18 protein-coding genes and 1 pseudogene are annotated in these 21,459 nt (G+C 70.2%); 14 read left to right on the top strand and 5 right to left on the bottom strand.

Features of this window, described 5'->3' with window-relative positions:
- Positions 1–29 precede the first annotated feature (29 nt).
- The gene (locus AB0E24_RS31400; protein ID WP_069868263.1) at positions 30–596 is read left to right on the top strand and encodes a TetR/AcrR family transcriptional regulator; all 567 of its coding nucleotides are present in this window, start codon (positions 30–32) and stop codon (positions 594–596) included.
- A gap of 64 nt (positions 597–660) precedes the next feature.
- On the opposite strand, the gene AB0E24_RS31405 is transcribed toward AB0E24_RS31400, so the two are convergent.
- A complete protein-coding gene (locus AB0E24_RS31405; RefSeq protein ID WP_093702394.1) occupies positions 661–1,698 on the bottom strand; it encodes a hypothetical protein in 1,038 nt (345 codons plus the stop codon).
- Between the two features lie 144 nt (positions 1,699–1,842).
- On the opposite strand from AB0E24_RS31405, the gene AB0E24_RS31410 reads away from it, so the two are divergent.
- Complete coding sequence (locus AB0E24_RS31410) at positions 1,843–2,739, top strand: RNA polymerase sigma-70 factor (protein ID WP_359382087.1); 897 nt, start codon at positions 1,843–1,845, stop codon at positions 2,737–2,739.
- 161 nt (positions 2,740–2,900) lie between these two features.
- Here the strand turns inward: AB0E24_RS31410 and AB0E24_RS31415 are convergent.
- The 4 genes and pseudogenes from AB0E24_RS31415 to AB0E24_RS31430 all read right to left on the bottom strand — a co-directional run.
- Positions 2,901–3,515 (bottom strand): annotated as a pseudogene (locus tag AB0E24_RS31415) (N-acetylmuramoyl-L-alanine amidase); the annotation flags it as partial.
- A 51-nt stretch (positions 3,516–3,566) separates the two neighbouring features.
- A complete protein-coding gene (locus AB0E24_RS31420; protein WP_069868261.1) occupies positions 3,567–4,202 on the bottom strand; it encodes a peptidoglycan DD-metalloendopeptidase family protein in 636 nt (211 codons plus the stop codon).
- Positions 4,203–4,249: 47 nt separating this feature from the next.
- Positions 4,250–5,290: a helix-turn-helix domain-containing protein gene (locus tag AB0E24_RS31425; protein ID WP_100804919.1), complete on the bottom strand. Its 1,041-nt coding sequence runs from the start codon at positions 5,288–5,290 to the stop codon at positions 4,250–4,252.
- A gap of 187 nt (positions 5,291–5,477) precedes the next feature.
- Positions 5,478–6,683, bottom strand: a complete 1,206-nt coding sequence (locus tag AB0E24_RS31430; protein WP_079153337.1) for an NAD(P)/FAD-dependent oxidoreductase — start codon at positions 6,681–6,683, stop codon at positions 5,478–5,480.
- A 362-nt stretch (positions 6,684–7,045) separates the two neighbouring features.
- On the opposite strand from AB0E24_RS31430, the gene AB0E24_RS31435 reads away from it, so the two are divergent.
- The 12 genes from AB0E24_RS31435 (at position 7,046) to AB0E24_RS31490 (ending at position 21,459) form a co-directional block, all read left to right on the top strand.
- Positions 7,046–7,396 carry an ArsR/SmtB family transcription factor gene (locus AB0E24_RS31435; RefSeq protein WP_099017284.1) on the top strand — a complete coding sequence of 117 codons (351 nt, stop codon included), beginning with the start codon at positions 7,046–7,048 and terminating at the stop codon, positions 7,394–7,396.
- 192 nt (positions 7,397–7,588) lie between these two features.
- Positions 7,589–8,071: an NADH-quinone oxidoreductase subunit B family protein gene (locus AB0E24_RS31440; protein WP_069868259.1), complete on the top strand. Its 483-nt coding sequence runs from the start codon at positions 7,589–7,591 to the stop codon at positions 8,069–8,071.
- Positions 8,068–10,101 carry a proton-conducting transporter transmembrane domain-containing protein gene (locus AB0E24_RS31445; RefSeq protein ID WP_359382093.1) on the top strand — a complete coding sequence of 678 codons (2,034 nt, stop codon included), beginning with the start codon at positions 8,068–8,070 and terminating at the stop codon, positions 10,099–10,101. Before AB0E24_RS31440 ends, AB0E24_RS31445 begins: the two co-directional genes overlap by 4 nt.
- A gap of 10 nt (positions 10,102–10,111) precedes the next feature.
- The gene (locus tag AB0E24_RS31450) at positions 10,112–11,071 is read left to right on the top strand and encodes a respiratory chain complex I subunit 1 family protein (protein ID WP_251771892.1); all 960 of its coding nucleotides are present in this window, start codon (positions 10,112–10,114) and stop codon (positions 11,069–11,071) included.
- Positions 11,068–11,760 carry a hypothetical protein gene (locus AB0E24_RS31455; protein WP_359382096.1) on the top strand — a complete coding sequence of 231 codons (693 nt, stop codon included), beginning with the start codon at positions 11,068–11,070 and terminating at the stop codon, positions 11,758–11,760. The genes AB0E24_RS31450 and AB0E24_RS31455 overlap by 4 nt, the downstream gene beginning before the upstream one ends.
- Entirely contained in the window at positions 11,760–13,358 is a 1,599-nt protein-coding gene (locus AB0E24_RS31460) for a proton-conducting transporter transmembrane domain-containing protein (protein WP_359382099.1), read from the top strand. The genes AB0E24_RS31455 and AB0E24_RS31460 overlap by 1 nt, the downstream gene beginning before the upstream one ends.
- 4 nt (positions 13,359–13,362) lie before the next feature.
- Complete coding sequence (locus tag AB0E24_RS31465; RefSeq protein ID WP_359382102.1) at positions 13,363–14,844, top strand: hydrogenase large subunit; 1,482 nt, start codon at positions 13,363–13,365, stop codon at positions 14,842–14,844.
- 256 nt (positions 14,845–15,100) lie between these two features.
- Entirely contained in the window at positions 15,101–16,063 is a 963-nt protein-coding gene (locus tag AB0E24_RS31470; RefSeq protein ID WP_359382105.1) for a MaoC/PaaZ C-terminal domain-containing protein, read from the top strand.
- A gap of 53 nt (positions 16,064–16,116) precedes the next feature.
- Complete coding sequence (locus AB0E24_RS31475; protein WP_069868252.1) at positions 16,117–17,484, top strand: MFS transporter; 1,368 nt, start codon at positions 16,117–16,119, stop codon at positions 17,482–17,484.
- Entirely contained in the window at positions 17,481–18,488 is a 1,008-nt protein-coding gene (locus tag AB0E24_RS31480) for a hotdog family protein (protein WP_069868251.1), read from the top strand. Before AB0E24_RS31475 ends, AB0E24_RS31480 begins: the two co-directional genes overlap by 4 nt.
- 35 nt (positions 18,489–18,523) lie before the next feature.
- Positions 18,524–20,215: a thiamine pyrophosphate-binding protein gene (locus AB0E24_RS31485; RefSeq protein WP_359382109.1), complete on the top strand. Its 1,692-nt coding sequence runs from the start codon at positions 18,524–18,526 to the stop codon at positions 20,213–20,215.
- 35 nt (positions 20,216–20,250) lie between these two features.
- Positions 20,251–21,459, top strand: a complete 1,209-nt coding sequence (locus AB0E24_RS31490; protein ID WP_069868249.1) for a CaiB/BaiF CoA transferase family protein — start codon at positions 20,251–20,253, stop codon at positions 21,457–21,459.

A 21,459-nucleotide genomic window follows, 5' to 3' on the forward strand; every position in this document is an offset into this window, starting at 1 on the left:
AGTGGGACATCACCTGTTAGGGTCAACCCATGGCGAGGTGGGATCCGGGCGCCGAGCAGCGCCTGAAGCGGGCGGCTCTGGAGCTGTACCTGGAGCGCGGCTACGACAACGTGACGGTGACCGATATCGCCGAGCGGGCCGGACTAACCCGGCGCTCCTACTTCCGCTACTTCCCGGACAAGCGCGAGGTCCTCTTCGGCGGCTCGGAGCTCCTGCCCCCGGCGCTGGCGGAGGCTGTCCTGGCGGCAGACCCGGACGCGGCTCCGCTCGCCGCCGTCCTCGACGCGCTGGCGCGAGTCGGTGCCCAGCTCGTCGAGCAGGTGGACGGCGTGACGGAGCGCCGGGCGGTGATCGACGCCAGCCCGGAGTTGCAGGAGCGCGAACGGACCAAGACGGCCGCGATCACCGAGGCGATCCGCGATGCCCTGATGCGGCGTCAGGTGAACACCGGGACGGCCGAACTGGTCGCACAGCTCGCCACGGTGGCCTTCGGCAACGCCTTCCGGCGCTGGATCGAGGCCGGAGGACATACGAGTTTCGGCAGCTGCCTGGACGCGGTGACCGATGAACTGCGAGCCGCCTTCGCCGGGATGTGAGTCGGGACGCCTGACCGGCGCCATGACCGACGACCGGTCCGCGGCGGCAGGGGCGTGCTGCCCGCTACTCGCCGATGCCGGGGTTGCTCGCCAGGATGTCCTCGGTGGTCCGCCAGAGGCGGGGCAGAAAGCGGATGACCTCTTCGGCGCGGTGGAGGATGTCCTCGCTGGAGCTGATGCCCAGGTCGGTGACGGCTGACCGGAACGCGGGGGCGAGGGCGTGGTGCAGCTCGGGGGCGTCCGCGGCCAGGATGGTGTGGCAGCGGGCGAAGGTCGCGATGATCCAGAAGACGGCCTCGTGGTGGTCGCCGCGGTCGATGAGGTCCTGGCTGCCGTTGATCGCGATCGGCCGTGCCGCCGGGGTGATGTCGCTGCTGAAGAAGAACGGGGTCTTGGCGACTTCGGCGGTGGCGTCGAACGTCTTGGTGAGTTCGCGCAGATGGTGCTGGATGCGCCGGGCGGGCAGGTGCCGGCAGCCGAGAAGGTCCAGCAGTTCCGGGTACAGGCCGAGATGGCCGTAGTCGGCGAGGACCTCGCGTGCGGCCAGATAGCGCAGCCGCACGGTCGGGTTGCGGAGGGCGGCGACCAGCAGCACATGGGTGGTCACGCCGGTGGGGAACAGACAGGCCATCACCTGCTCATGGAACGGCGCTGAGGGGTCGATGGCCGCCAGCCGGGTCTCGATCCGGTGGCGGGCGTCCTGGCATCTGCGGCGGACCCAGTGCCGGGCGGCGAAGCTGCCCGAGATGTGTGCCTGCACGGTGCGCAGGTGGCCGGTGGGGTCATCGATGATCGTGTCGGTGCGGAAGCTGCCGGCCAAGTGATACGAGGCGAGGACGTCGTCGGCGGACTGGAGCTGTGACCAGGGCAGGTAGCTGACCTCCAGCAAGGTGTCGCGATAGCGGAGTTTCCCCGGTTTGGCGGGTGGGTCATCCTCGGCGGTGACAACGACGATGTCGATGTCGGAGGAGGGCGGCAGCTCGGCATCGTCCGGAAGCCCTACGGTTGAGCCGCTGAAGTACGCCCCCCGGAAACCCGCGCCGGGCTGGGCATACCGGGCCACCCATGCGGCCGCGGTGGAACGTCCCGGTCCCACTTTCACCACGCGTCCTCCTCTGCTGACGAGTGCAAGACCTGCGTTGTTCCAGTGTGCTGCGGCCTCGGCCCCTGACGCCCGTGGCCGCGCCCGGCGAAGGCGCCGGGTCTGTGGGGCTTGTAGCATGGTGACGCAAAGTTGGAGGCATGCATGCGCGACGGGGATGACGCAGGCTCCCTCGACCAGGCGATGAAGGACTTCATCACAGCGCGTCCCCGACTCTTCGGTATCGCCTACCGCGTGCTCGGCACCAGTGCGGATGCCGAGGACATCGTCCAGGAGACGTGGCTGCGGTGGCAGAGGACCGACCGCTCCGGCATCCAGGAACCTGCGGCGTTCCTGACGACGGTCACCACCCGCCTGGCGATCAACCTTGCCCAGTCCGCCAGGATGCGGCGTGAGTCCTACGTCGGCCCCTGGCTCCCGGAGCCGGTCGACACCCGCGCGGATCCGCAGTTGGGTGCGGAACGAGCCGAGGCGCTCGACCTGGCCGTGCTCTTCCTCCTGGAGAAGCTCAACCCCGTGGAACGGGCCGCTTACGTGCTGCGGGATGCCTTCGACTACCCGTACAAGCGGATCGCGGACATCCTGGAGACGAGCGAAGCCAATACGCGCCAGTTGGTGAGCCGCGCCAAAAAACACCTGTCGGCCGAGCGCAGGGAGCCGGCCGACCCCGCCGCTCACCGGCGTCTGCTGGAGGTGTTCCTCACCGCGGCCCGGACCGGCGATCTGACGGTGCTCGAGGACGTCCTCACCAAGGACGTGGCCAGCTACTCCGACGGCGGAGGAGCGCGCGGGGCGTCCAGGATCCCTGTCATCGGGCGTCCGCGCGTCTCCAAGTACCTTGCCGCCTTCGCCCCACGGTTCTGGCCTCAGGCGGACATTCGCTGGGTCGAGGCCAACGGCAGGTCGGCCGTCCTCGTCTCGGCCGGTGGGAACGCGGTGGCGCTGCTCTGCGTCGAGGTGTCCGTACGGGGCATCGAACGCATCATGTGGGTCATGAATCCGGCCAAGCTGGCTCCCTACGTGGCTTCGCTGACCGATTGACGCCGCCCCGCAAAGTCCGCGCCCTACCTGGACGACGGTCCCTACGCGGGTACGGCGCCTCCACGAGGGGGTCCCAGGGCGACGCCCGTGTGGGGTGCCTTCGTACGGAGGCACCCCACACGGGCCACAGGGTTCACTCACCCGGCGACGAGCGCGGCCTTCGGTGTCTTCTCCAGGCGGGCCGCGACGCGGTCACGCATCCCGGGCATGGGGAAGCCCTTCGGGTCGATCTTGTCCTCGGACCATTCGAGGTGGCCGATGACGCTGCGCGCGGTCCAGCCGTGGGCACGGCAGATCGCGGCGCCGACGCGTTCGATCGCCTCGAGTTGTGCCGCGGGCCAGGGGTCCTCGCCATCGCCGCGGTTGACGCATTCGAAGCCGTAGAAGTGGGCGTTGCCGTCCACGCCGTCGGCGTTGCCGCGCGTCGGCTTCGGCGGGCGGGTGCCGTAGTCCTCGGCCTTCACCCGCTCGAGGACCTCGGGATCGCCCCCGCCGGCGTGGTTGGCACGCCCGTGGCCGACGAGGTGGACGGTGCCGTCCTTGGCGATGACGCCGTGACACAGCGGGCCCGGCAGTGAGCTGGAGCCGTCCCGGCAGATGGCCACGGAATTCTGGGTGCCCGAGGTCACCGTGTGGTGGATCACCACACCGTGGACGGGGCCCCAGGCGCCCTTATGGTTGCGGTTGTGCGTGCGCCAGTCGCCGACCTCCACGACCCGTACGCCTTCGGCGCGCAGCGCGGCGAGGAGCTTCGCCGCGGACAAGGGTGTTGCCATGGAAACCTCCTGGTAGGTGAGTGTGCGGTGAGTGCCGTGGATGGCCCGTGCTCACCAGGAGGGCTTGCGGTCGTTGCCGTACCCGCCACCGCGGGGACGGTCCTCGAAGTGCAGGTGCGGACCGGTCACGTTGCCGGTCGCCCCGACCTTGCCGAGCTTCTCGCCCGCCTTCACCTTGTCTCCCTTGGAGACGCCGCGCTGGGACAGGTGGCAGTAGATGTAGTCCCTGCCGTTGTCCGCGCGCAGGCAGATCCACTTCCCGTACGGGCCACCGTCGTCGTTGGACCAGGCGATGGTGCCCGCCCGTACCGCCACCACCTGGGTGCCGGTGGATGCCGCGTAGTCGTCCCCGGTGTGGTAGCCGGAGGAGTAGCTCGAGTTGCGGACGCCGTATGCGTATGTGACCTTGTGGCCGGGCACGGGTGAGGCCACCCGGCCCGACCGGTGCCCCCCGTCCTTCAGACCGAGCAGGGCGAAGGTCTCCTTGCCCGGCAGTCCGTCCGCCCCGCTGCCCGACCAGCCCTGCTTTCGCTGGAACTTGGCGCAGGCGCTCTTCGTCTCGTCGCCGTACTTGCCGGTGGCGCCGGACGGGATCTTGTAGCCGGCGGCGATGAGGGCCTTCTGGAACGTCTTCACGCACGGCTCGGTCGAGCCGTACCGCACGTGATCGAATTCGATCGCGGTCATGAACTTCTCCCCGTTGATGTCAGCCGCCCGGTCTCAGGCGACTGATGTCATCCTCCGGGCAGCGGGCGCCGACGTGTTGACGCAGAGTCCACGGTTGTTTGACGATCCGTCCCCGTCTCCTGGAGCAGGGCACGGCGGCGGTAGTCGCGGGGCGACATGCCATAGGCCGAGCGGAACGCACGCGTGAAGACCGGATGGTGCTCGAAGCCCGCGCGCACGGCGACGAGATGCACCGGGACATCGCTCCGGGCCGGATCGGCGAGTTGCTCGCGGGCACGCTCCAGACGCAGCTGGCGGATCCAGCCGGACACGGTGGTCTCGCGGTCCTGGAACAGCCGGTGGAGATGGCTGGTCGAGATGTGGTGCGCGGCGGCGATGGCGGTCGGCGTCAGGCCGGGGTCGTGCAGGTGGTCGCGGATGAACGCCTGGATGCGCAGGGTCAGCGTCCGCCTCCGGGATTCGGCGGGCAGGCGGTCCATGGCGTCGAGCCCGTTCGCGAACACGGCCGCGAGCAGGTCGAGCAGGACCGTCTCCAGCCGGGGCGCGTCGGCTGCGGTGTACGAACGCGCGTTGTCCACCAGGGTGGTGAGGAAGGCCGCCAGCAGGGCCCCGACGCCCTCCTGTCCCGTCATCCGGCGACCGATCACCCGGTCGAGATCGTCCGAGGACAGGGGCAGGCGCGCTCGGGGCACGTCGACGCTCACCGCGTCCACGACTTCGCCCCGGGGGCCCATGAGGATCTCATAGGGGCGGGAGGAGTCGTTGGTGCGGAGCTCGTACGGGCCGTACAGGGCGTCCGGGCCGCCCATCCGGAAACCCACGCTGCCCTTGATGATCAGCGAGAGATGGACCATCTCCGGATCGGAGCGGCCGATGAGCCGTGGTGTCCGCCTGACGGTCTGCGGCGACCAGACCGAAGGCCATACGAGCGCGCTCCCCAGTCGGACGACGCGCTGCTGTGTGCGGAAGTCGGAGCCGGGACGGCAGACCAGGTCCACGGGCGCGTGGATCCTGGACAACTTCTCCCGCCACGCGTCGACCCGGTCGGCCACCGGTAAGTCCTCGGTCTTGAACACTGTTTCGATCATCGCTTCTGCCCCCGTCGCGGTGTGGATGAGCACCGGGCCGTGGCCGGCCCGGGCACATCACCAGCATGCCGAGGGGCAAATAACCAGTAAAGAGCTCCGTTCGACGCCGAGCGGGGCACTTCCGACGTTTTGGCGGCCTGTGCTGCCGTCCCCGCGATCTGTGCGGCCGCCCCCGCGGCCTGTGTTGTCAGAGGTTGGAGAAGCGACCTGCCTGGGCGAGGAGCTGCTCCGCGTCGTCGAGCGGGGGGTAGATCCACACCGTATTGATGTCCTGCTTGAGACGCTTGGCCTCTTCGCCGGCCAGCTGAACCACCCGGTCCCAGCCGGATGTGGAGACGGCGCCGGCCGGCCCGAGGTCCAAGGTGGTGGTGTAGGGATCCGGGGTGAAGGGCAGGGGGTCGGCTCCCAGGAGGTCGGCCGCCACATTGTGTCCGGCGAACTTCCCCATCGGCAGGGCGTGCTGGCAGCTCTGGAGGGTGCGGTGGCCGTCCTCCGCCGGCGCGGCCGCGGTGTCGCCGGCCGCGTACACGTCGGGAACTCCGGACACCCGGAGATACGCGTCCACGCTCAGCCGTCCCAGCCGGTCCCGTTCCCCCGGAATCCGGGCAGTCAGCGGGCTGGCGGCCATGCCGGCCGTCCATACGACGGTCACCGCGGGGATCACCTCACCATCGGAAAGGGTGACCTCCTCGGCGGTGGCCGACGTCACGGTGCGCCCCAGCCGGCACTCGATCTTCAGTTCGTCGATCGCGCCCTCGATGCTCGGGCGCGGGCCGGTGCCGAGCTCCGGGCCGAGGACATCGGCACGATCGACCAGTACGACCCGCACCTCCTCGCCCGTGCCCTGCGAATCGGCGATGGCGCGCAACCGTTCGCCAAGGCCGGTGGCGATCTCCACGCCCGTGAACCCGGCGCCCACGACGACTGCCGTATACCGGCCCGGGGACGCGGCACGCCGGGGGAGCCGCCGCAGGTGGTGATCGAGTGCGGCGGCCGAGGGCAGGGTGTCGATGTCGAAGATGTGCTGCGCGCCGGGGAGGTCGGGGCGCACCAGCTGGCTTCCGGTGGCCAGGACGAGCTTGTCGTACGCGAGGCTCCGTTCCCTGCCCGTCCGCTCGACGGCCCGGACGGTACGGGCCCGGGTGTCGATGTCCGTCACCGTCGCGGTGACGCGACGGACGCCGATCGGGCCGAGGACACGGTCCAAAGGCACCCGCTTGCTCTCCGGGTCGTCCTCGTAGAGGCGCGGCCGCACCACCAGGTCGTCACCGCCGCTGATCAGCGTCACCCGCAATTCCTCACCGGCCTCGCCGGCCTCACGCATGGCCCGTACGGCTCCCGCCGCGGCCCACACGCCCGCGAAGCCCCCGCCGACCACCAGGATGTTCCTCATCGTTCTCCCTAGTCCGACTGCCATATGCGATGTCGCAGTCATGACCGAGTGCGGTGTGGATGTGTGACAGGTGCGGCCGTCCGCCGGATGTGGATCGGATGAGAGGCACGTCACATCCACTCTCCTCAGTAACGGTCATCAGGAACTCCCCGAGACCTCCCTTATAACCTCAGTAATTGCTAACCTTCGCAATTACTGAGGTCATCACCGCGGGATTCGGCGGCTCGCTTCCTCGGTGCCCATCCGGCCCGGCCGGTGCCGCATGCGAGGGTGCGCCGCGTGTTGTTGATGAGTGGGTGGATGCGATGCGCCGAGGCCCGGCCGGTGGGGCCGTGCTGCTGGACCGGGGAGGGGACGGCACGGTGAGTACGCCGCTGTACCAGCTGAAGGCCGAGTTCTTCAAAACCCTCGGCCACCCGGCCCGTATCCGTGTCCTGGAGTTGCTGAGCGAGCGCGAGCACGCGGTCGCCGAGATGCTGCCCGAGGTGGGTATCGAGCCCGCGCATCTCTCACAGCAACTGGCCGTGCTGCGGCGGGCGAACCTGGTGCGGACCCGCAAGGAGGGGTCGAATGTGTACTACTCGCCGGCCACCCCGGAGGTGGCGGAGCTGCTGCGGGTGGCGCGCTCGATCCTGTCGGGCGTGCTGGCGGGGCAGGCGGAGCTGCTCGCCGACCTGAAGGCGGCCCGGCCGGAGGGGAAGCCGCCGTCGTAGCGGCGGCCATCGGACGGCGATCGTCTCCCGGGATTGGACAGCGCGCTCCGCGCACCGGGAGGCGATCGCCTTCACCCGCGGCAATATTTGGCAAACCTAGGCAAAACACCGGAAAAACACAGTAACTCCACGGGTGGGGTGGTCCGTTGGCCACCTGCCGGACACGTCCTCACCGTTGCGGGAAGAGGGTTCATGGGCCTGTTGCGCAAGATCCGTACCACCGGGCGGGTGGCCGAGCCCGCGCCGCCACTCCCTCGCGACGATGTGCCGGAGACGGCGCGGGAGTTCGGCGGCTCGGTGCAGGTGCGCTGTGTGGACGCGGGCTCCTGCAACGGCTGCGAGATCGAGATCGCCGCCGCGTTCAACCCGGTGTACGACGCCGAGCGGTACGGGGCGCGGCTGGTGGCCTCGCCCCGGCACGCCGATGTCGCCATGGTGACCGGGCCCGTGACGCGGAACATGGCCGAACCGCTGCGCCGCACGGTGGCGGCCATGGGCGAGCCACGGCTGGTGGTGGCGGTAGGGGACTGCGCCATCGACTGCGGGGAGTTCACCGGCGGATACGGCGTCGAAGGGGCGGTCGCCGACGTCGTACCGGTGGATCTCGCCGTACCGGGGTGCCCGCCCGAGCCGGAGGCGATCGTGGCGGCACTCAGGAGGGTGACCGGGCGGTGAGCGCGATTCCGGCCGCCCTCGCGACGGCCACGGGGCTGGGCGGTGCGGGGGCGCTGGCCGGGCTCGGGCTGCCGTACCGGCTGCGTGTGCCGGTCGTGGGAGTGCTGACGGCGGGCGTGGGGATCAGCGGTGGTACGGCGGGCGTGGCCGCGCTGGGCGGCGGCCGCTGGGCGGCCACCCTCCCCGGGGTGCTTCCGCTGGCCGGGGCGCATGTGGCGGTGGACGCGCTGGCGGGCCTCTTCATGGCGGTGGCGGGGGCCGTCGTGGTCGCGGTCGCGGTGTACGGCATCGGCTACGCGGCCGGGCACGGTCCGCATGGGCTCGGCTCGCGTACGGCGCAGGCGGCGCTGCCGCTGTTCACGCTCAGCCTGGTGCTGGTGCCCGTGGCGGCGTCGGTGTCCACGTTCCTGGTGCTGTGGGAGCTGATGGCGCTCGGCTCGCTGTCCCTGGTCCTCGCCGAACACCGCGAGCGGGCCTCGGTACGGCAGGCGGGTGTCTGGTACGCGGTGATGACGCATCTCGGCCTGGTGCTGCTGCTCGCCGGGCTCGCGCTGTTCGCCGAGCGGGCCGGCGGCGACACCTTCGCCGCACTGCGGGCGGGCGCGCACACCGTGTCGCCCACGGTGCGCGGGCTTGTGTTCGTCCTGGTCGCGGCGGCGTTCGCGTCGAAGGCGGGTGCGGTGCCGCTGCACGCCTGGCTGCCCCGGGCCCATCCCGAAGCACCCAGCCCGGTCTCGGCGCTGATGAGCGCCGCCATGGTCAACCTCGGCGTCTACGGCCTCGTCCGCACCGGCCTCGACCTGCTCGGCGGCGGTCCGGCGTGGTGGTGGCTGGGCCTGATGGCGGTCGGCGGGGTCAGTGCCGTGTACGGGATCCTTCAGGCGGCGATGGCCTCCGATCTGAAGCGGCTGCTGGCCTACTCGACGAGTGAGAACATGGGGCTGGTCCTGATCGGCGTGGGGGCGTCCGGGCTGTTCGCCGCCTACGGCAACCGGCCGCTGGCCGCGCTGGCCCTGGCGGCGGCGCTGCTGCACGTGGTCAACCACGCGGCGTTCAAGGCTCTGTTGTTCTGCGCGGCCGGGTCGGTGCTGCGGGCCACCGGCCTGCGGGACCTCGATCTCCTGGGCGGGCTGCGGGCTCGGATGCCGGTCACGGCCGGGCTGTTCGCAGTGGCCGCGCTCGGCGCCGTGGCGCTGCCCCCGGGCAACGGCTTCATCAGCGAGTGGCTGCTGTTGCAGTCCCTGATCCACGGACTCCAGGTGCCGGGGGTCGCGGTGGCCGTCGTCCTGCCGCTGTCCGTGGCGCTGATCGCGCTGTCGGCCGGCATCGCCGCCGCCGTCTTCGTCAAGGCGCTCGGGGTGGGCTTCTTCGCCCGGCCGCGCAGCCCGCGGGCCGAGTCGGCACGGGAGGCACCGCCGCTGATGATCGCCGGGATGGGACTGCTCTCCGCCGGATGCGTGGCGCTCGCGCTGGTGCCGGGGCTGCTGGGGGACGGCCTGGACCGGGCGGTGAGCGCGGTCGGGCTGCCCGGTACCGGTGCGGTGTCCGGCGGTGGAGTGCGGCTGCGGCTCGCTGACATCTCCGCGTCGCTGTCGCCGGTCTGGGTGGTGGCCGCCCTGACCGCCGCACTCATGCTGGCCGCCGGACTGCCCCGGTTGTACGGGCGGCGTCGGAGCCGGGCGAACGCCCGGTTGTGGGACTGCGGCGGCGGGGCGCCGACTCCGCGCATGGCGTACACGGCGACCTCGTTCGCCGAACCGTTGCAGCGGGTCTTCGACGACGTCCTCGCTCCCGAGCAGGACGTGGACGTCACCCCGGTGCGGGAGTCGGCGTACCTGGTGGAGCGGGTGCGTTTTCAACGGCGGGTGCCCGACCGGATCGAGCACCGGTGGTACGAGCCGGTGCTGCGCTCGCTGGCCGGGGCCGGGCAGGCGGCCCGGCGGCTGGCGGGCGGCAGCGTCCACCTCTACCTCGGCTATGGCTTCGTCGGCCTGGTCGTCCTGCTGTTGGCGCTGGCGGTGGGCTGGTGAGAGCGAACAGATGAGTACCGCTGTCGAATACGCGGCCGTGGTCGGCCAGGTCGTCGTGGTCGGAGCCGGAGCTCCCCTGGTGACGGGGTGGATGCGGCAGGTTCGGGCCCGCCTGGAGGGGCGGGCCGGGGCCGGGGTGTTCCAGCCCTGGCGGGACGCCCGCAAGCTGATGCGGAAGGAGCCCATCACCCCGGTGGGGACCGGGCCCGCCTTCCGGACGGCCCCCGCGCTGCTGGTCGCGACCGCCGTCGTGGCCGCCGCCCTCGTACCGCTGCTGTCCACCGACACCCCGGTGAGCGGGCACGCGGACCTCATCGTGGTGGTGGCGCTGATCGCGCTGGGCACCATGGCCCTCGCCCTGGCCGGGCTGGACACCGGCACGGCTTTCGGCGGGATGGGCGCCTCCCGGGAGATGACGGTGGCCGCCCTGGTGGAGCCGACCATCCTGCTGTCGGTGTTCGCCCTGTCGATACCGGCCGGGACGACCAACATCCCGGCGATCGTCTCCGGCGCGGCCAATGAACCGGCCCGCCTTGCCTCCCCGGCCGGGCTGCTGGCCACGGCCGCGCTCGCGGTGGCGGTGCTCGCGGAGACCGGGCGGATCCCGGTGGACAACCCCTCCACCCATCTTGAACTGACCATGATTCATGAGGCGATGGTGCTGGAGTACGCGGGCCCCGACCTGGCCCTGGTCGAACTCGGCGCCCAGATGCGGCTGACCCTGCTGCTCGGCCTGCTGTCCTCCCTGGTCGTGCCCTGGGGCATCGCCACCGGCGCCTCCTGGGCCGCCCTCGCCCTCGCGCTGGTGCTGTTCGCGGCGAAGGTCTGTCTGCTGGGCGCGGTGCTCGCGGCGGCCGAGGTGTTCTGGGCCAAGGTCCGACTGTTCAGGGTGCCCGAACTGCTCGCCGGATCCTTCCTGCTGGCGCTGCTCGCGGTGACCGCCTCGTACTTCCTGGGAGGAGCGTCATGAGCGGCGGCCTGTACACCCAGCTCCTCGACCTCGCCTGCGGTGCTTTCCTGCTGGCGGCCGTGATCGTGCTGTGGCGGCGCGAACTGACCTCGATCGTCCGCGTCTTCGCGCTCCAGGGCCTCGCACTGGCCGCGATCGCCGTCCTGCTCGGCGCGCACGAGGAACGCTGGGACCTGATCGCCGTGGGGCTCGGCATCGGGGCCCTCAGGGCGGGCCTCCTGCCGTATCTGATGCGGCGCGCCCTGGCCGCGCTCACCGGGGACCGGCAGCGGTACGGTGACGGGGGAGCGGAGGCCCGGGAGACACAGCCCCTCGTCAACGTCGCCGCCTCCCTGCTGACCGCGGCGCTGCTGACGCTGCTCGCCTATGCGGTGGCCCGCCCGCTGACCGAGCTGAACCCGACCTCCGCCACCCGCGCCCTTCCGGTCGGCCTGGCCGTCGTCCTGATCGGCTTCTTCGTCCTCGTCACGCGCAGGCGCGCACTGGCCCAGGTGGTCGGCTTCCTGCTGCTGGACAACGGCATCACCGCCACCGCCTTCCTCGCCACCTCCGGGGTACCGCTGATCGTCGAACTCGGCGTCTCCTTCGACGTACTGCTTGCGGTGCTGGTGCTCCAGATCCTCACCACCAGGATGCGGGAGGCGTTCGGCACCACCGACATCGATGACCTGCGGGAGCTGCACGACTGATGAGCCCTCTTGCTTCCGTTCTGCTCCTCACCGCGCCCGCCGCCGTGCCGTTGGCGGTGGCCGGCGGGTATGCGCTCGCCGCACTGCGCACCCGCTCGACCGCCCCGGCCCCCGCCGCGGTGGGCTCCGGGGCCCGGCAGCGAGTGTCCGCGCAAGGCTCCGTCCTGGTGGCGGAGGCGCCCGAGCCCGACAAGGTGCCCATGCGGCACGGGCCGGACTGGATCGGGCTCGGCTCACCCGCGGTGATCCTCACCTGCGGGAGCCTGCTCGCGGCAGACGTGGTCGACGGCGGACCTCGGCGGGCGTACGCGGGCCTCCTGCGCGCGGACGGGCTGACCGCGTGGATGCTGCTGGTGGTGGGCGCCGTCGCACTGATCGCCTGCGGCTCCGCCCCCGCGTATCTGAGGGGCGAGCGGGCCGCCGGGCGTGCGACGGACCGGACGGCGTGGCGCTACCACGTCCTGGTCCAGGCGTTCCTGGCCGCGATGTGCCTGGCCGTCGTCACCGCCAACCTCGGCGTGCTGTGGGTCGCCGTCGAGGCCACCACCATCGTCACCGCCTTCCTCGTGGGCCACCGCCGTACCCGGATGTCGGTGGAGGCGGCCTGGAAATACGTGGTGATCTGCTCGGCCGGGATCGCGCTCGCCTTCCTCGGCACCGTCCTGATCTACTACGCCGCCCGGGAGGCCGGCATCGCCGAGGCGTGGGCGCTCGACTGGCCCACCCTCGTCGCCCACGCCGACCGTCTCGACCCGGCGGTCACCCGGCTCGGCATCACGCTCGTCGTCCTCGGCTTCGGCGCCAAGGCCGGTCTGGTCCCGCTGCACGCCTGGCTGCCGGACGCCCACAGCCAGGCGCCCGCGCCGGTCTCCGCGCTGATGTCCGGGGTGCTGCTCTCCGTCGCCTTCGCCGCGATCCTGCGCTACCGGGTCATCGCCGATGCCGCCCTCGGCCCGGACTTCACCCGCGTCCTGCTCGCCGGGATCGCCCTGCTCACCCTCGCCCTGGCGGCCGCACTGCTGCTCGCCCAGCGCGACTACAAGCGGATGCTGGCCTACTCCAGCATGGAACACATGAGCCTGATCGCCCTGGCCGCGGCGATCGGCAGCCCGCTCGCCCTCTCCGCCGCGCTGCTCCACATCGCCGGGCACGGGCTCGCCAAGTCCGTCGCCTTCTGTGCCTCCGGCCTGATCCTCCAGCTGACCGGCACCGCGAGGATCGGCCGGGTGCGCGGGCTGCTCGCCCGCGTGCCCTCTGTGGCGGGCCTGTTCGGGTTCGCGGTGGTGGCGCTGATGGCGTTCCCGCCGTTCAGCCTCTTCGCGTCCGAACTCGGCATCGCCCGCGCCGGTTTCCTCGCGGGCGGCGGGCTCTCCTGGGCCACGGCGGCGGCCCTGCTGCTCGTGCTGGTGGCCTTCGCCGCGCTCGCCTCCCGCACCGCCCGGATGCTGCTCGGCCCGGCACCGGCCCCGCCCGCGGGCCCGGAGGGCACCGCCGTCTGGCCGCTCGCCCTGGGCCTGATCGCCTGCGCCGCCCTCGGCGTGACCTCCGGCCCGCTCACCGACCTGCTGCACGCCGCCGCCCAGGCGATCGGAGACTGAAGCGATGCGCACCACGCACGAAGTCGACGTCACCGAACTGCCGCAGCGGGTCAAGCGGCTGCTGGCCGAAGGGCACCGTCTCGCGCTGGTGGCCGCCCACCTCGACGAGGCCGGACCGCGTGTGGTGTACCTGTTCGTGGCCGGCTCGCCCGACACCCGCACCGAACTGCACGTACGCCTCGACCCCGACCGGCCGGAAGTGCCCACACTCGCCCATCTGTCCTTTCCCGCCGGCCGGTTCGAGCGCGAGATGCGCGACCTGTTCGGCATCGTCCCCCTCGACCACCCCCTGCCCCGCCGTCTGGTCCGCCACTTCCACTGGCCCGGCGGCTGGTACCCCATGCGCCCCGACGCCGGGCCACCGCCGCGCTTCGGCGAACAGGAGGGTCCCTACCCCTTCCTGGAGGTCGAGGGGGAGGGCGTGTACGAGATCCCCGTCGGACCCGTGCACGCCGGTCTGATCGAACCCGGCCACTTCCGCTTCTCCGTCGTCGGCGAGACCATCCTCAAACTCAAGGCCCGCCTCTGGTTCGTGCACAGAGGTGTGGAGAAGCTGTTCCAGGGACGCTCGGTGGCCGCGGGTCTCCCGCTGTCCGAACGCATCAGCGGCGACACGGCCGTTGGCCATGCCCTGGCCTACTGCCTGGCCGTGGAGGAGGCCACCGGCACCGGCGTGCCGGTGGCGGCGCGGCGCGCCCGCGCACTCCTCCTGGAGCTGGAGCGGATCCACAATCACGTCGCCGACCTCGGCATGCTCTGCAACGATGTCGGCCACGGCATCCTCAACGCCCATGCCCAGCGGGTGCGCGAGCGGCTCCTGCGCCTCAACAAGGACGTCACCGGGCACCGGCTGCTGCGCGGCGGCGTCGTCCCCGGCGGTGCCGCCCTGCGCGCGCTGCCCGATCCGGCGGCGCTCAAGGCGATCCGCGAGGACATCGGGGAGATCGTCGACCTCGCCCTCGGCCACTCCACCGTCCGTGACCGCTTCACCGGAACGGCCATCCTGCGCACCGCCGCCGCCCGGGAGATCGGCTGCCTCGGCTACGTCGCCCGCGCCAGCGGCATCGCCGATGACGCCCGTGTGGCGCATCCGTTCACCGGATACGGTGCGCGACTCGATGTGCCCGTGCACGACAGCGGTGACGTCCTGGCCCGCTTCCTCGTCCGTGCCCAGGAAATCGAGACCTCTTTCGCCCTGATCGAGGAGTTCGCCGACGGACTGGCCGTCCCCGGGGCGATGGTCGCGGCCCAGCCGCCATCCGGCGCGGGCCCCGGCACGGGCGTGGGTCTGGTGGAGGGCTGGCGCGGCACCATCGCCACCCGTGTCGAACTCGCCCCCGACGGCACCCTTGCCCGGGTCAAGCCGGTCGACCCGTCGTTCTTCAACTGGCCCGCCCTGCCGGTCGCGTTGACGGACACGATCGTCCCGGACTTCCCGCTGACCAACAAGAGCTTCAACCTCTCCTACGCGGGCAACGACCTGTGACACCTCGGACGGTGTCTCCCCGCACGGGACACGCGGGTGTTCGCCGTGCCATCCGTCCTCGTACGGCGGTGCGCTGAGCCGGGTGCTCCGGCTGACCATCCGCGCCGTCACCTCGTCCACCAGGCACATTGCCGTGCGGTAACCGGAGTTCTGCATTCCTTCTCCTTGATGCACGCCCATTGACAGCTGCGAGCGCGCAAACCTACGGTAAGGACCAGTCGTCTAGACGACTGGATTTTTGTACTCGGAGGTGACGATGAAGTCGCGGACGCCGCAGTTGAAAGAGGCTCGTTACGAGCTGGTCGAGATCCCGGAGCCGATGGGGCCGGTGACGGTGACCGTCGATAGGCGCAAGGTGCTCGACTACGCCTACAGCGAGGATGACTACGGATCCTGGTATTTCGGTGACTCGCCGTTCGGCGGTCCGGTGGGCCATCCCCTGGTGCTCGCCAATGACCTGCTGTTTCTCTTCTATGAGAACTACGACGGCAATACCGCGCAGGGGCTGCACACCCACGAACACCTCACCTTCCACGCCCCCGTCAAGGTCGGTGAGACGGTCACCGTCGAGGGCGGGTACACGCAGAAGTACGAGCGTCGCGGCCAGGGCTATGTCGTCCTGGAAGCAGAGGCCCGCGGCGATGACGGTCGGCTGCTCGTGCGGCACGTCGGCAAAGAGATCATGCGGACGGTCGCGGGAGAGGTCACCGGCCAGCACCGGACGGCGGGCGAGGCGCGGACACGCACAGTGATCGGCACCGTGGACCCCTCCGTCCCACCCCTCGGCCGGGCCAGGCTCGACGCGCCCGAACGCGCCGCGCTGCCCGAGCGCACCACCGCGTTCACTCAGGACCAGATGTCGGTCTTCTCCTGGGCCGGGCGCGGATACGCCAATGTGCACACGCATCCGGAGAAGGCGGCGGCCTCCGGCCTTGACCGCACCATCGTCCAGGCCCAGCAGCAGACCGGGCTCATCATCGCCAACCTCGTCGATATCTTCGGCAAGACCTTCTTCACCTCCGGTGAGCTGGACCTGCGCTTTGTCTCGCCCGCGTTGGTCGGCGACGAACTGACCACCGGCGGAGCCGTCGTCGCAGTCACCGGCGACCGGCTCGACCTGGAGGTATGGGTCGACAAGGCCGACGGAACGCGTACCGCGCTCGGCTGGGCCTCCGCCCGCGTCGATGACGACCCGGAACGTCCGGCACCCGTGGCCTGACGCCCTCCGCGCTCCCGCTTCATCCGGCCATGAGATCGACTACGGAGGCATCCATGGCGTCAACAGCCACCATCCCGCCCGTTACCGAACAACAGCGGACAGCACTCGCCAGACGGGCGGCTGTCGCCAGCCTCGTCGGCACGGCCGTCGAGTGGTACGACTACTTCATCTTCGGCACCGCGTCGGCCCTCGTCTTCGGCGACCTCTTCTTCCCCAATGAAAACGATCCGATCATCGGCACCCTGTCGGCCTTCGCCGTCTTCGGTGTCGGCTTCTTCGCCCGCCCCGTCGGCGGCATCGTCTTCGGCCACTTCGGTGACAAGTTCGGCCGCAAAGCAGCCCTCGTCACCACACTCATGCTCATGGGAGGTTCCACCTTCCTCATCGGGCTGATACCCACCACCGGCCACATCGGAATATGGGCGCCCATCCTCCTCGTCCTGCTGCGACTCGTTCAGGGCTTCGGTGTCGGCGGCGAATGGGGCGGCGCCTCCCTGGTCGCCGTCGAATACGCGCCGGCCCATAAACGGGGCGCGTACGGCAGCTTCCCGCAGATCGGCAACGCCGTGGGGCTCGTGCTGTCCACCGGCATTTTCTCCATCGTGTCCATGCTGCCCGACGACCAACTGCTCAGCTGGGGCTGGAGGCTGCCCTTCCTGCTCAGCGCCGTACTCATCGCGGTCGGTCTGTTCATCAGGTTCAAGCTCACCGAGACGCCGACCTTCCAGGCCGCCCAGGACGCGCTGGAGCAGCGGACCGCGGAGGAGAAGGCCGGCGAAAGGATGCCGATCGCCGAAGTGTTCAAACGGTTCAAGCGGCCCTTGCTGCTGGCCATGGGCATGCGCCTGGGCGAGGCGGTCTTCGGATACATCATCCTGACCATCGGCCTGACGTTCGCCGAGAACTACACCGACATCCCCCGCACGGACGTACTCGTCGCCGGCTGTATCGCCGCCACGGCCGCCATCTTCACCTACTACTTCTTCGGACGGCTCTCCGACCGAATCGGCCGGCGCGCGGTGTTCATCATCGGCTCGGTCGTCGGCATGATCGTCACCTTCCCCTTCTTCTGGATCCTCGACGCCGACGCCTTGGTGCCGATGTACGTGATCTACACCGTGGCGTACGCGATAGGCGTGGGCGCCGTTTACGGCGTCGAACCCGCCTTCTTCGCGGAGCTGTTCGGCACCAAGGTGCGTTACACGGGCATGTCGCTGGCCGCGCAGATCCCCAGCGTCCTCATCGGCCTGTGGCCACTGGCCTCGACCGGGCTGCTGGCGGCCACCGACGGGGACCCCTGGCCCATCGCTCTGATCACCGTCGCCGCCTTGGCCATCGGGCTGGTGTGCGCGGTCCTGGCACCCGAGACCAACAAGGCCGATATGACACGTATCGGTGAAGAGACGCGGGAGACGCGATGACGGACCCGACTTCCCGCCCCTGGCGAGATCTCACCGACCCCCGCCGCGCCGAGGCCACCGACCGCCTCGAAGCCGGGCTCAAGGAACCGGAGTTCGAGAACCTGGAGATCCCCGAAGAGCTCGGCACCGTCCAGGTCGTGATCGACGACCACAAGATCAAGAGATACGCCTTCACCCACGACGACCACTCGTCCTGGCACCTCACCGGCAGCCCGTTCGAGGGCAAGCGCATCGGCCACGCGGCGCTGCTGGGCAACGACCTCGTGCAGCTGTTCACCCTCGTCTACGCGGCCAGCCAGGTCGTCGGCTACCACACCGAGGAGCAGATGTGGTTCGACAGCCCGGCGGCACTCGACGAGGTCGTCACGCTCCACGGAACCTACACCGAGGCATACCGGCGGCGCGGTGAGGGATACGTCGTCATGGAGGCCACGGCCACCGGCGAGGACGGCCGCAGCGTCGTACGGCATCGCGGGGTCGAGATCCTCAAGACCACCCCCGGCGCCATCGGCGGACGCGGCTCGGCGCTGCCCGAGCGCCGCGTGACCGGCGAGGTCCCGAAGGACGCGCGAGTCGTCGACACGCTCGGATCGGACGCGCGCGTCGGCGATGTGCTCGCTCCCCTGCACAAGACGGTGACCGCGGAGCAGGCCGCGGTGTTCAGCCGCGTCGGCGAGTACGTACGCAACATCCACAACGACATCGACGTGGCCCGCGCGGGCGGCCTGCGAGTGCCCATCGTGCAGGGGCAGCAGCAGTTCGGCGTGCTCGCCCAGCTGCTCACCCTCCGGTCCGGGCCGGCGTTTCTCACCTCGGGGTGGCTGCGGGTCAAGTTCCTCGCGCCGCTGAAGGTGTTCGAGCCGTTCACCTCGACCGGCGTCATCACCGCGGTCACTCCCGTCGACGACGGCCTCCGCATCGACCTGGAGGTCTGGGTGCGTCGCGATACCGACAACCGTCTGATCACGGCCGGCTGGGCCGCTGTGACCGTCCCGGCCTCCTGATCAACCGCATCGACACAGAAAGCGGAACTTCTCAGATGAGTACTTCCAAGACCGGTGGCCAGCTCGTCGTCGACATGCTGGCTTCGCTCGGCGTCGAGTACGTCTTCGGAGTCGTGGGCGGGCAGACCCTCGCCATCTCCGACGCCATCATCGACACCCCCGGCATCGAGCTGATCCACACCCGGCACGAGAACGCCGCGGCCGTGATGATGGACGCCTACGGTCGGCTCACGGGCAAGCCCGCGGCCTGTATCTCCACGACCGGCCCCGGCGCGACCAACCTCCTCACCGGTGTCGGTGGCGCCTACCGCGACTCCAGCCCCGGGTTCGTCATCACCTGCAACAACAACGGTGAGAACATCCACAAGGACGATGCCCAGAACGCCGACCACGTGGAGCTGTTCAAGCCGCTGGTGAAGTACTCCCGGCTGGTCGCGCACGCCTCTTCCATCAAGCAGGCGATCGAGGAGGCATACGTCAACGCCCTCACCGGCAATCCCGGCCCGGTGCACCTCGACTTCGCCCGCGACACCATCGAGGGCCAGGTCGCGAACCCGCCCGCGGTGCCCTCCGTACACCCCAGCCGTGGCTGGGTCACCGAGCGCCCCTCCGTCAACCCGGTCGCACTGGCCCGGGTGGCCGAACGTGTCCTGGAGGCCGAACGGCCGGTCATCTGGCTCGGCAACGGCGGCAACCGGGCGCAGGCGAGCGACGACGTCCTGGCACTCGCGGACGAGCTCGGCATCCCGGTCGTCACGACGTTCAACGGCATCGGTTCCGTCCCGACCACCCATCCGCTGGTGTTCGGCGCGGCCAGCCGCATGGGTACCGCCCTCTCCGACCAGGTTCTCGGTGAGGCCGACCTCGTACTGGCGCTGGGCAACAGCCTCAACGCGGTGTCCACCACCCGCTGGCGCCGGGAACTCCCGGAGGTCGTGCAGGTCGACGTCGATCCGGCGATGATCGGACGCTACTACTCCGAGATCACCCAGGGCGTGGTCGGCGACCTCGGCTCCTTCGCCCGGGACCTGGTCGTCGCGACCGCCGGACGAGCGGAGGACGCGAAGGCCGGACGCGCACACTGGATCGCGACCCTCGACAAGGCACGCGCCGACTGGTGGCAGGGCTCCGTCGTGGCCGACACCACCGCTGATGGGCCGCTGTCCCCGGCCGACATCGTCCGCACCCTGCGCGAGGTGGCTCCCGAGAACACCCTGCTCATTCCGGATGCCGGCAACCCGGGCGTCTGGTCGTTCCTCTGGGAGATCCAGCAGCCCAACAGCTACATCAAGCCCGTCGGGTTCGGGAACATGGGATTCGCCCTTCCGTCCGCCATCGCGGCCTCGCTGATCGACCCCGAGCGTCCGGTGCTCGCACTGATCGGCGACGGTTCGCTCGGCATGAGCCTCGGCGAGATCGAGACGCTCGCCCGCGTCGGCGGCAATGTCTGCGTCATCGTCTTCAACGACTCCAGCTACGGCAATATCCGCCAGGAGCAGGAACTGCACTTCAACGGCCGCACGACCGGTGTCGACTTCGGCCGGGTCGACTTCGGCATGGCGGCCCGCGCGATGGGTGTGCACGGCGAGGTCGTCACCCGGCTCGCCGTACTCCGTGAGCGCGTGGCCGAGGCGTTCGCGGCGGGCACGCCGGTGGTGCTCGACGTGCCGATCGACCGTGATGTCAACGCCTGGACGTTCCCCTCGTTCGCGGCGCGGAAGAAGTAGTCCATGGCTCATGCTCGAGAAGAAGGAGGAAGAAGGTGACCGATGCGACACCACGAGCAGCCCAGGCACCTCTGGACGGCGTAAGAGTCCTCGATCTCTCGCGGTTCATCGCGGGCCCGCTCTGTGCGCAGATCCTGGCCGACTTCGGAGCCGAGGTGGTCAAGGTGGAGCGCCCGGCCGGGGAGGACTCCCGGCATCACGGGCCGTATCACCGGGACGAGAGCATCTACATGTTCCTGTACCACCGGAACAAGTACGACGCCTCCTTGGACACCCGCCACCCTGAAGCACTCGGAATACTCGAGCGCCTGATCCAGTGGGCCGACGTCGTCGTCGAGAACTACCGTCCGGGCACCATCGAGAAGATGGGCATCGGATACGAGCGGATGAAGGAGCTCAACCCGGACATCATCCTGGTGTCCATCTCCGGCTTCGGCCAGACCGGCCCGGACTCGCGCCGTGCGCTGTTCGACGCGATCTCCCAGGCGTCCTCGGGCCTGATGAGCATGACCGGTGAGCCCGGCGGCAAGCCGACACTGAGCGGCACCTACATCGCCGACTACACCACCGGGTACCAGGGGGCGATCGGCGCGCTGATGGCGATCCTGCACCGTGAGCGCACCGGTGAGGGGCAGCTTGTGGACGTCGCGTCCTTCGACACAATGTTCTCCGCGCTCGGCGTCCGCCTCATCTCGCATCTGATGCTCGGTCAGGACATGCCGCGCAGTGGTTCGCGCGACCTGCTCACGGCTCCCGTCAATGTGTACGAGGCCGCTGACGGGCCCATCTACATCCAGGCCGGTACCGCCTCACTGTTCCCCAAGCTGTGCGCCGTGATGGAGCGGCCGGATCTGGCCGCGGACCCGCGGTTCGCCGGAGTCGAAGGCCGCATGGCACACCAGGAGTTTCTGGAGGGCGAGATCGGCGCCTGGGCGGCGGACCGGTCCACCGATGAGATCGCGCGGGTCCTCGAAGAGGTGGGCGTGCCCTACGCCAAGGTCGCCTCGGTCTCGGAGGTGGCCGAGTCACCTCAGATCGCGGCACGCCACATGATCGTGGAGTCGGACCACCCCGAACTCGGTACCATCCGCATGCCCGGCAATCCGATCAAGATGGAGAAGACTCCGCCCACGGTCCGCAAGGCACCGCCTCGGGTTGGCGAGGACAACGTTCACGTCTACCAGAGGATCCTCGGGCTGTCCGCTCAGGAGACGGCCCGGCTACGCGAATCAGGAGCGATCTGA

Source organism: Streptomyces malaysiensis subsp. malaysiensis (assembly GCF_040653035.1).
Lineage (GTDB): Bacteria > Actinomycetota > Actinomycetes > Streptomycetales > Streptomycetaceae > Streptomyces > Streptomyces malaysiensis.

Excerpts from the sequence above, each read along its gene's own strand:
- AB0E24_RS31475 (WP_069868252.1), top strand. The coding sequence starts at position 16,117 with ATGGCGTCAACAGCCACCATCCCGCCCGTTACCGAACAACAGCGGACA.
- AB0E24_RS31430 (WP_079153337.1), bottom strand. The coding sequence starts at position 6,683 with ATGAGGAACATCCTGGTGGTCGGCGGGGGCTTCGCGGGCGTGTGGGCC.
- AB0E24_RS31400 (WP_069868263.1), top strand. The coding sequence starts at position 30 with ATGGCGAGGTGGGATCCGGGCGCCGAGCAGCGCCTGAAGCGGGCGGCT.
- AB0E24_RS31410 (WP_359382087.1), top strand. The coding sequence starts at position 1,843 with ATGCGCGACGGGGATGACGCAGGCTCCCTCGACCAGGCGATGAAGGAC.
- AB0E24_RS31485 (WP_359382109.1), top strand. The coding sequence starts at position 18,524 with ATGAGTACTTCCAAGACCGGTGGCCAGCTCGTCGTCGACATGCTGGCT.
- AB0E24_RS31480 (WP_069868251.1), top strand. The coding sequence starts at position 17,481 with ATGACGGACCCGACTTCCCGCCCCTGGCGAGATCTCACCGACCCCCGC.
- AB0E24_RS31470 (WP_359382105.1), top strand. The coding sequence starts at position 15,101 with ATGAAGTCGCGGACGCCGCAGTTGAAAGAGGCTCGTTACGAGCTGGTC.
- AB0E24_RS31465 (WP_359382102.1), top strand. The coding sequence starts at position 13,363 with ATGCGCACCACGCACGAAGTCGACGTCACCGAACTGCCGCAGCGGGTC.
- AB0E24_RS31440 (WP_069868259.1), top strand. The coding sequence starts at position 7,589 with ATGGGCCTGTTGCGCAAGATCCGTACCACCGGGCGGGTGGCCGAGCCC.
- AB0E24_RS31460 (WP_359382099.1), top strand. The coding sequence starts at position 11,760 with ATGAGCCCTCTTGCTTCCGTTCTGCTCCTCACCGCGCCCGCCGCCGTG.
- AB0E24_RS31450 (WP_251771892.1), top strand. The coding sequence starts at position 10,112 with ATGAGTACCGCTGTCGAATACGCGGCCGTGGTCGGCCAGGTCGTCGTG.
- AB0E24_RS31455 (WP_359382096.1), top strand. The coding sequence starts at position 11,068 with ATGAGCGGCGGCCTGTACACCCAGCTCCTCGACCTCGCCTGCGGTGCT.
- AB0E24_RS31425 (WP_100804919.1), bottom strand. The coding sequence starts at position 5,290 with ATGATCGAAACAGTGTTCAAGACCGAGGACTTACCGGTGGCCGACCGG.
- AB0E24_RS31420 (WP_069868261.1), bottom strand. The coding sequence starts at position 4,202 with ATGACCGCGATCGAATTCGATCACGTGCGGTACGGCTCGACCGAGCCG.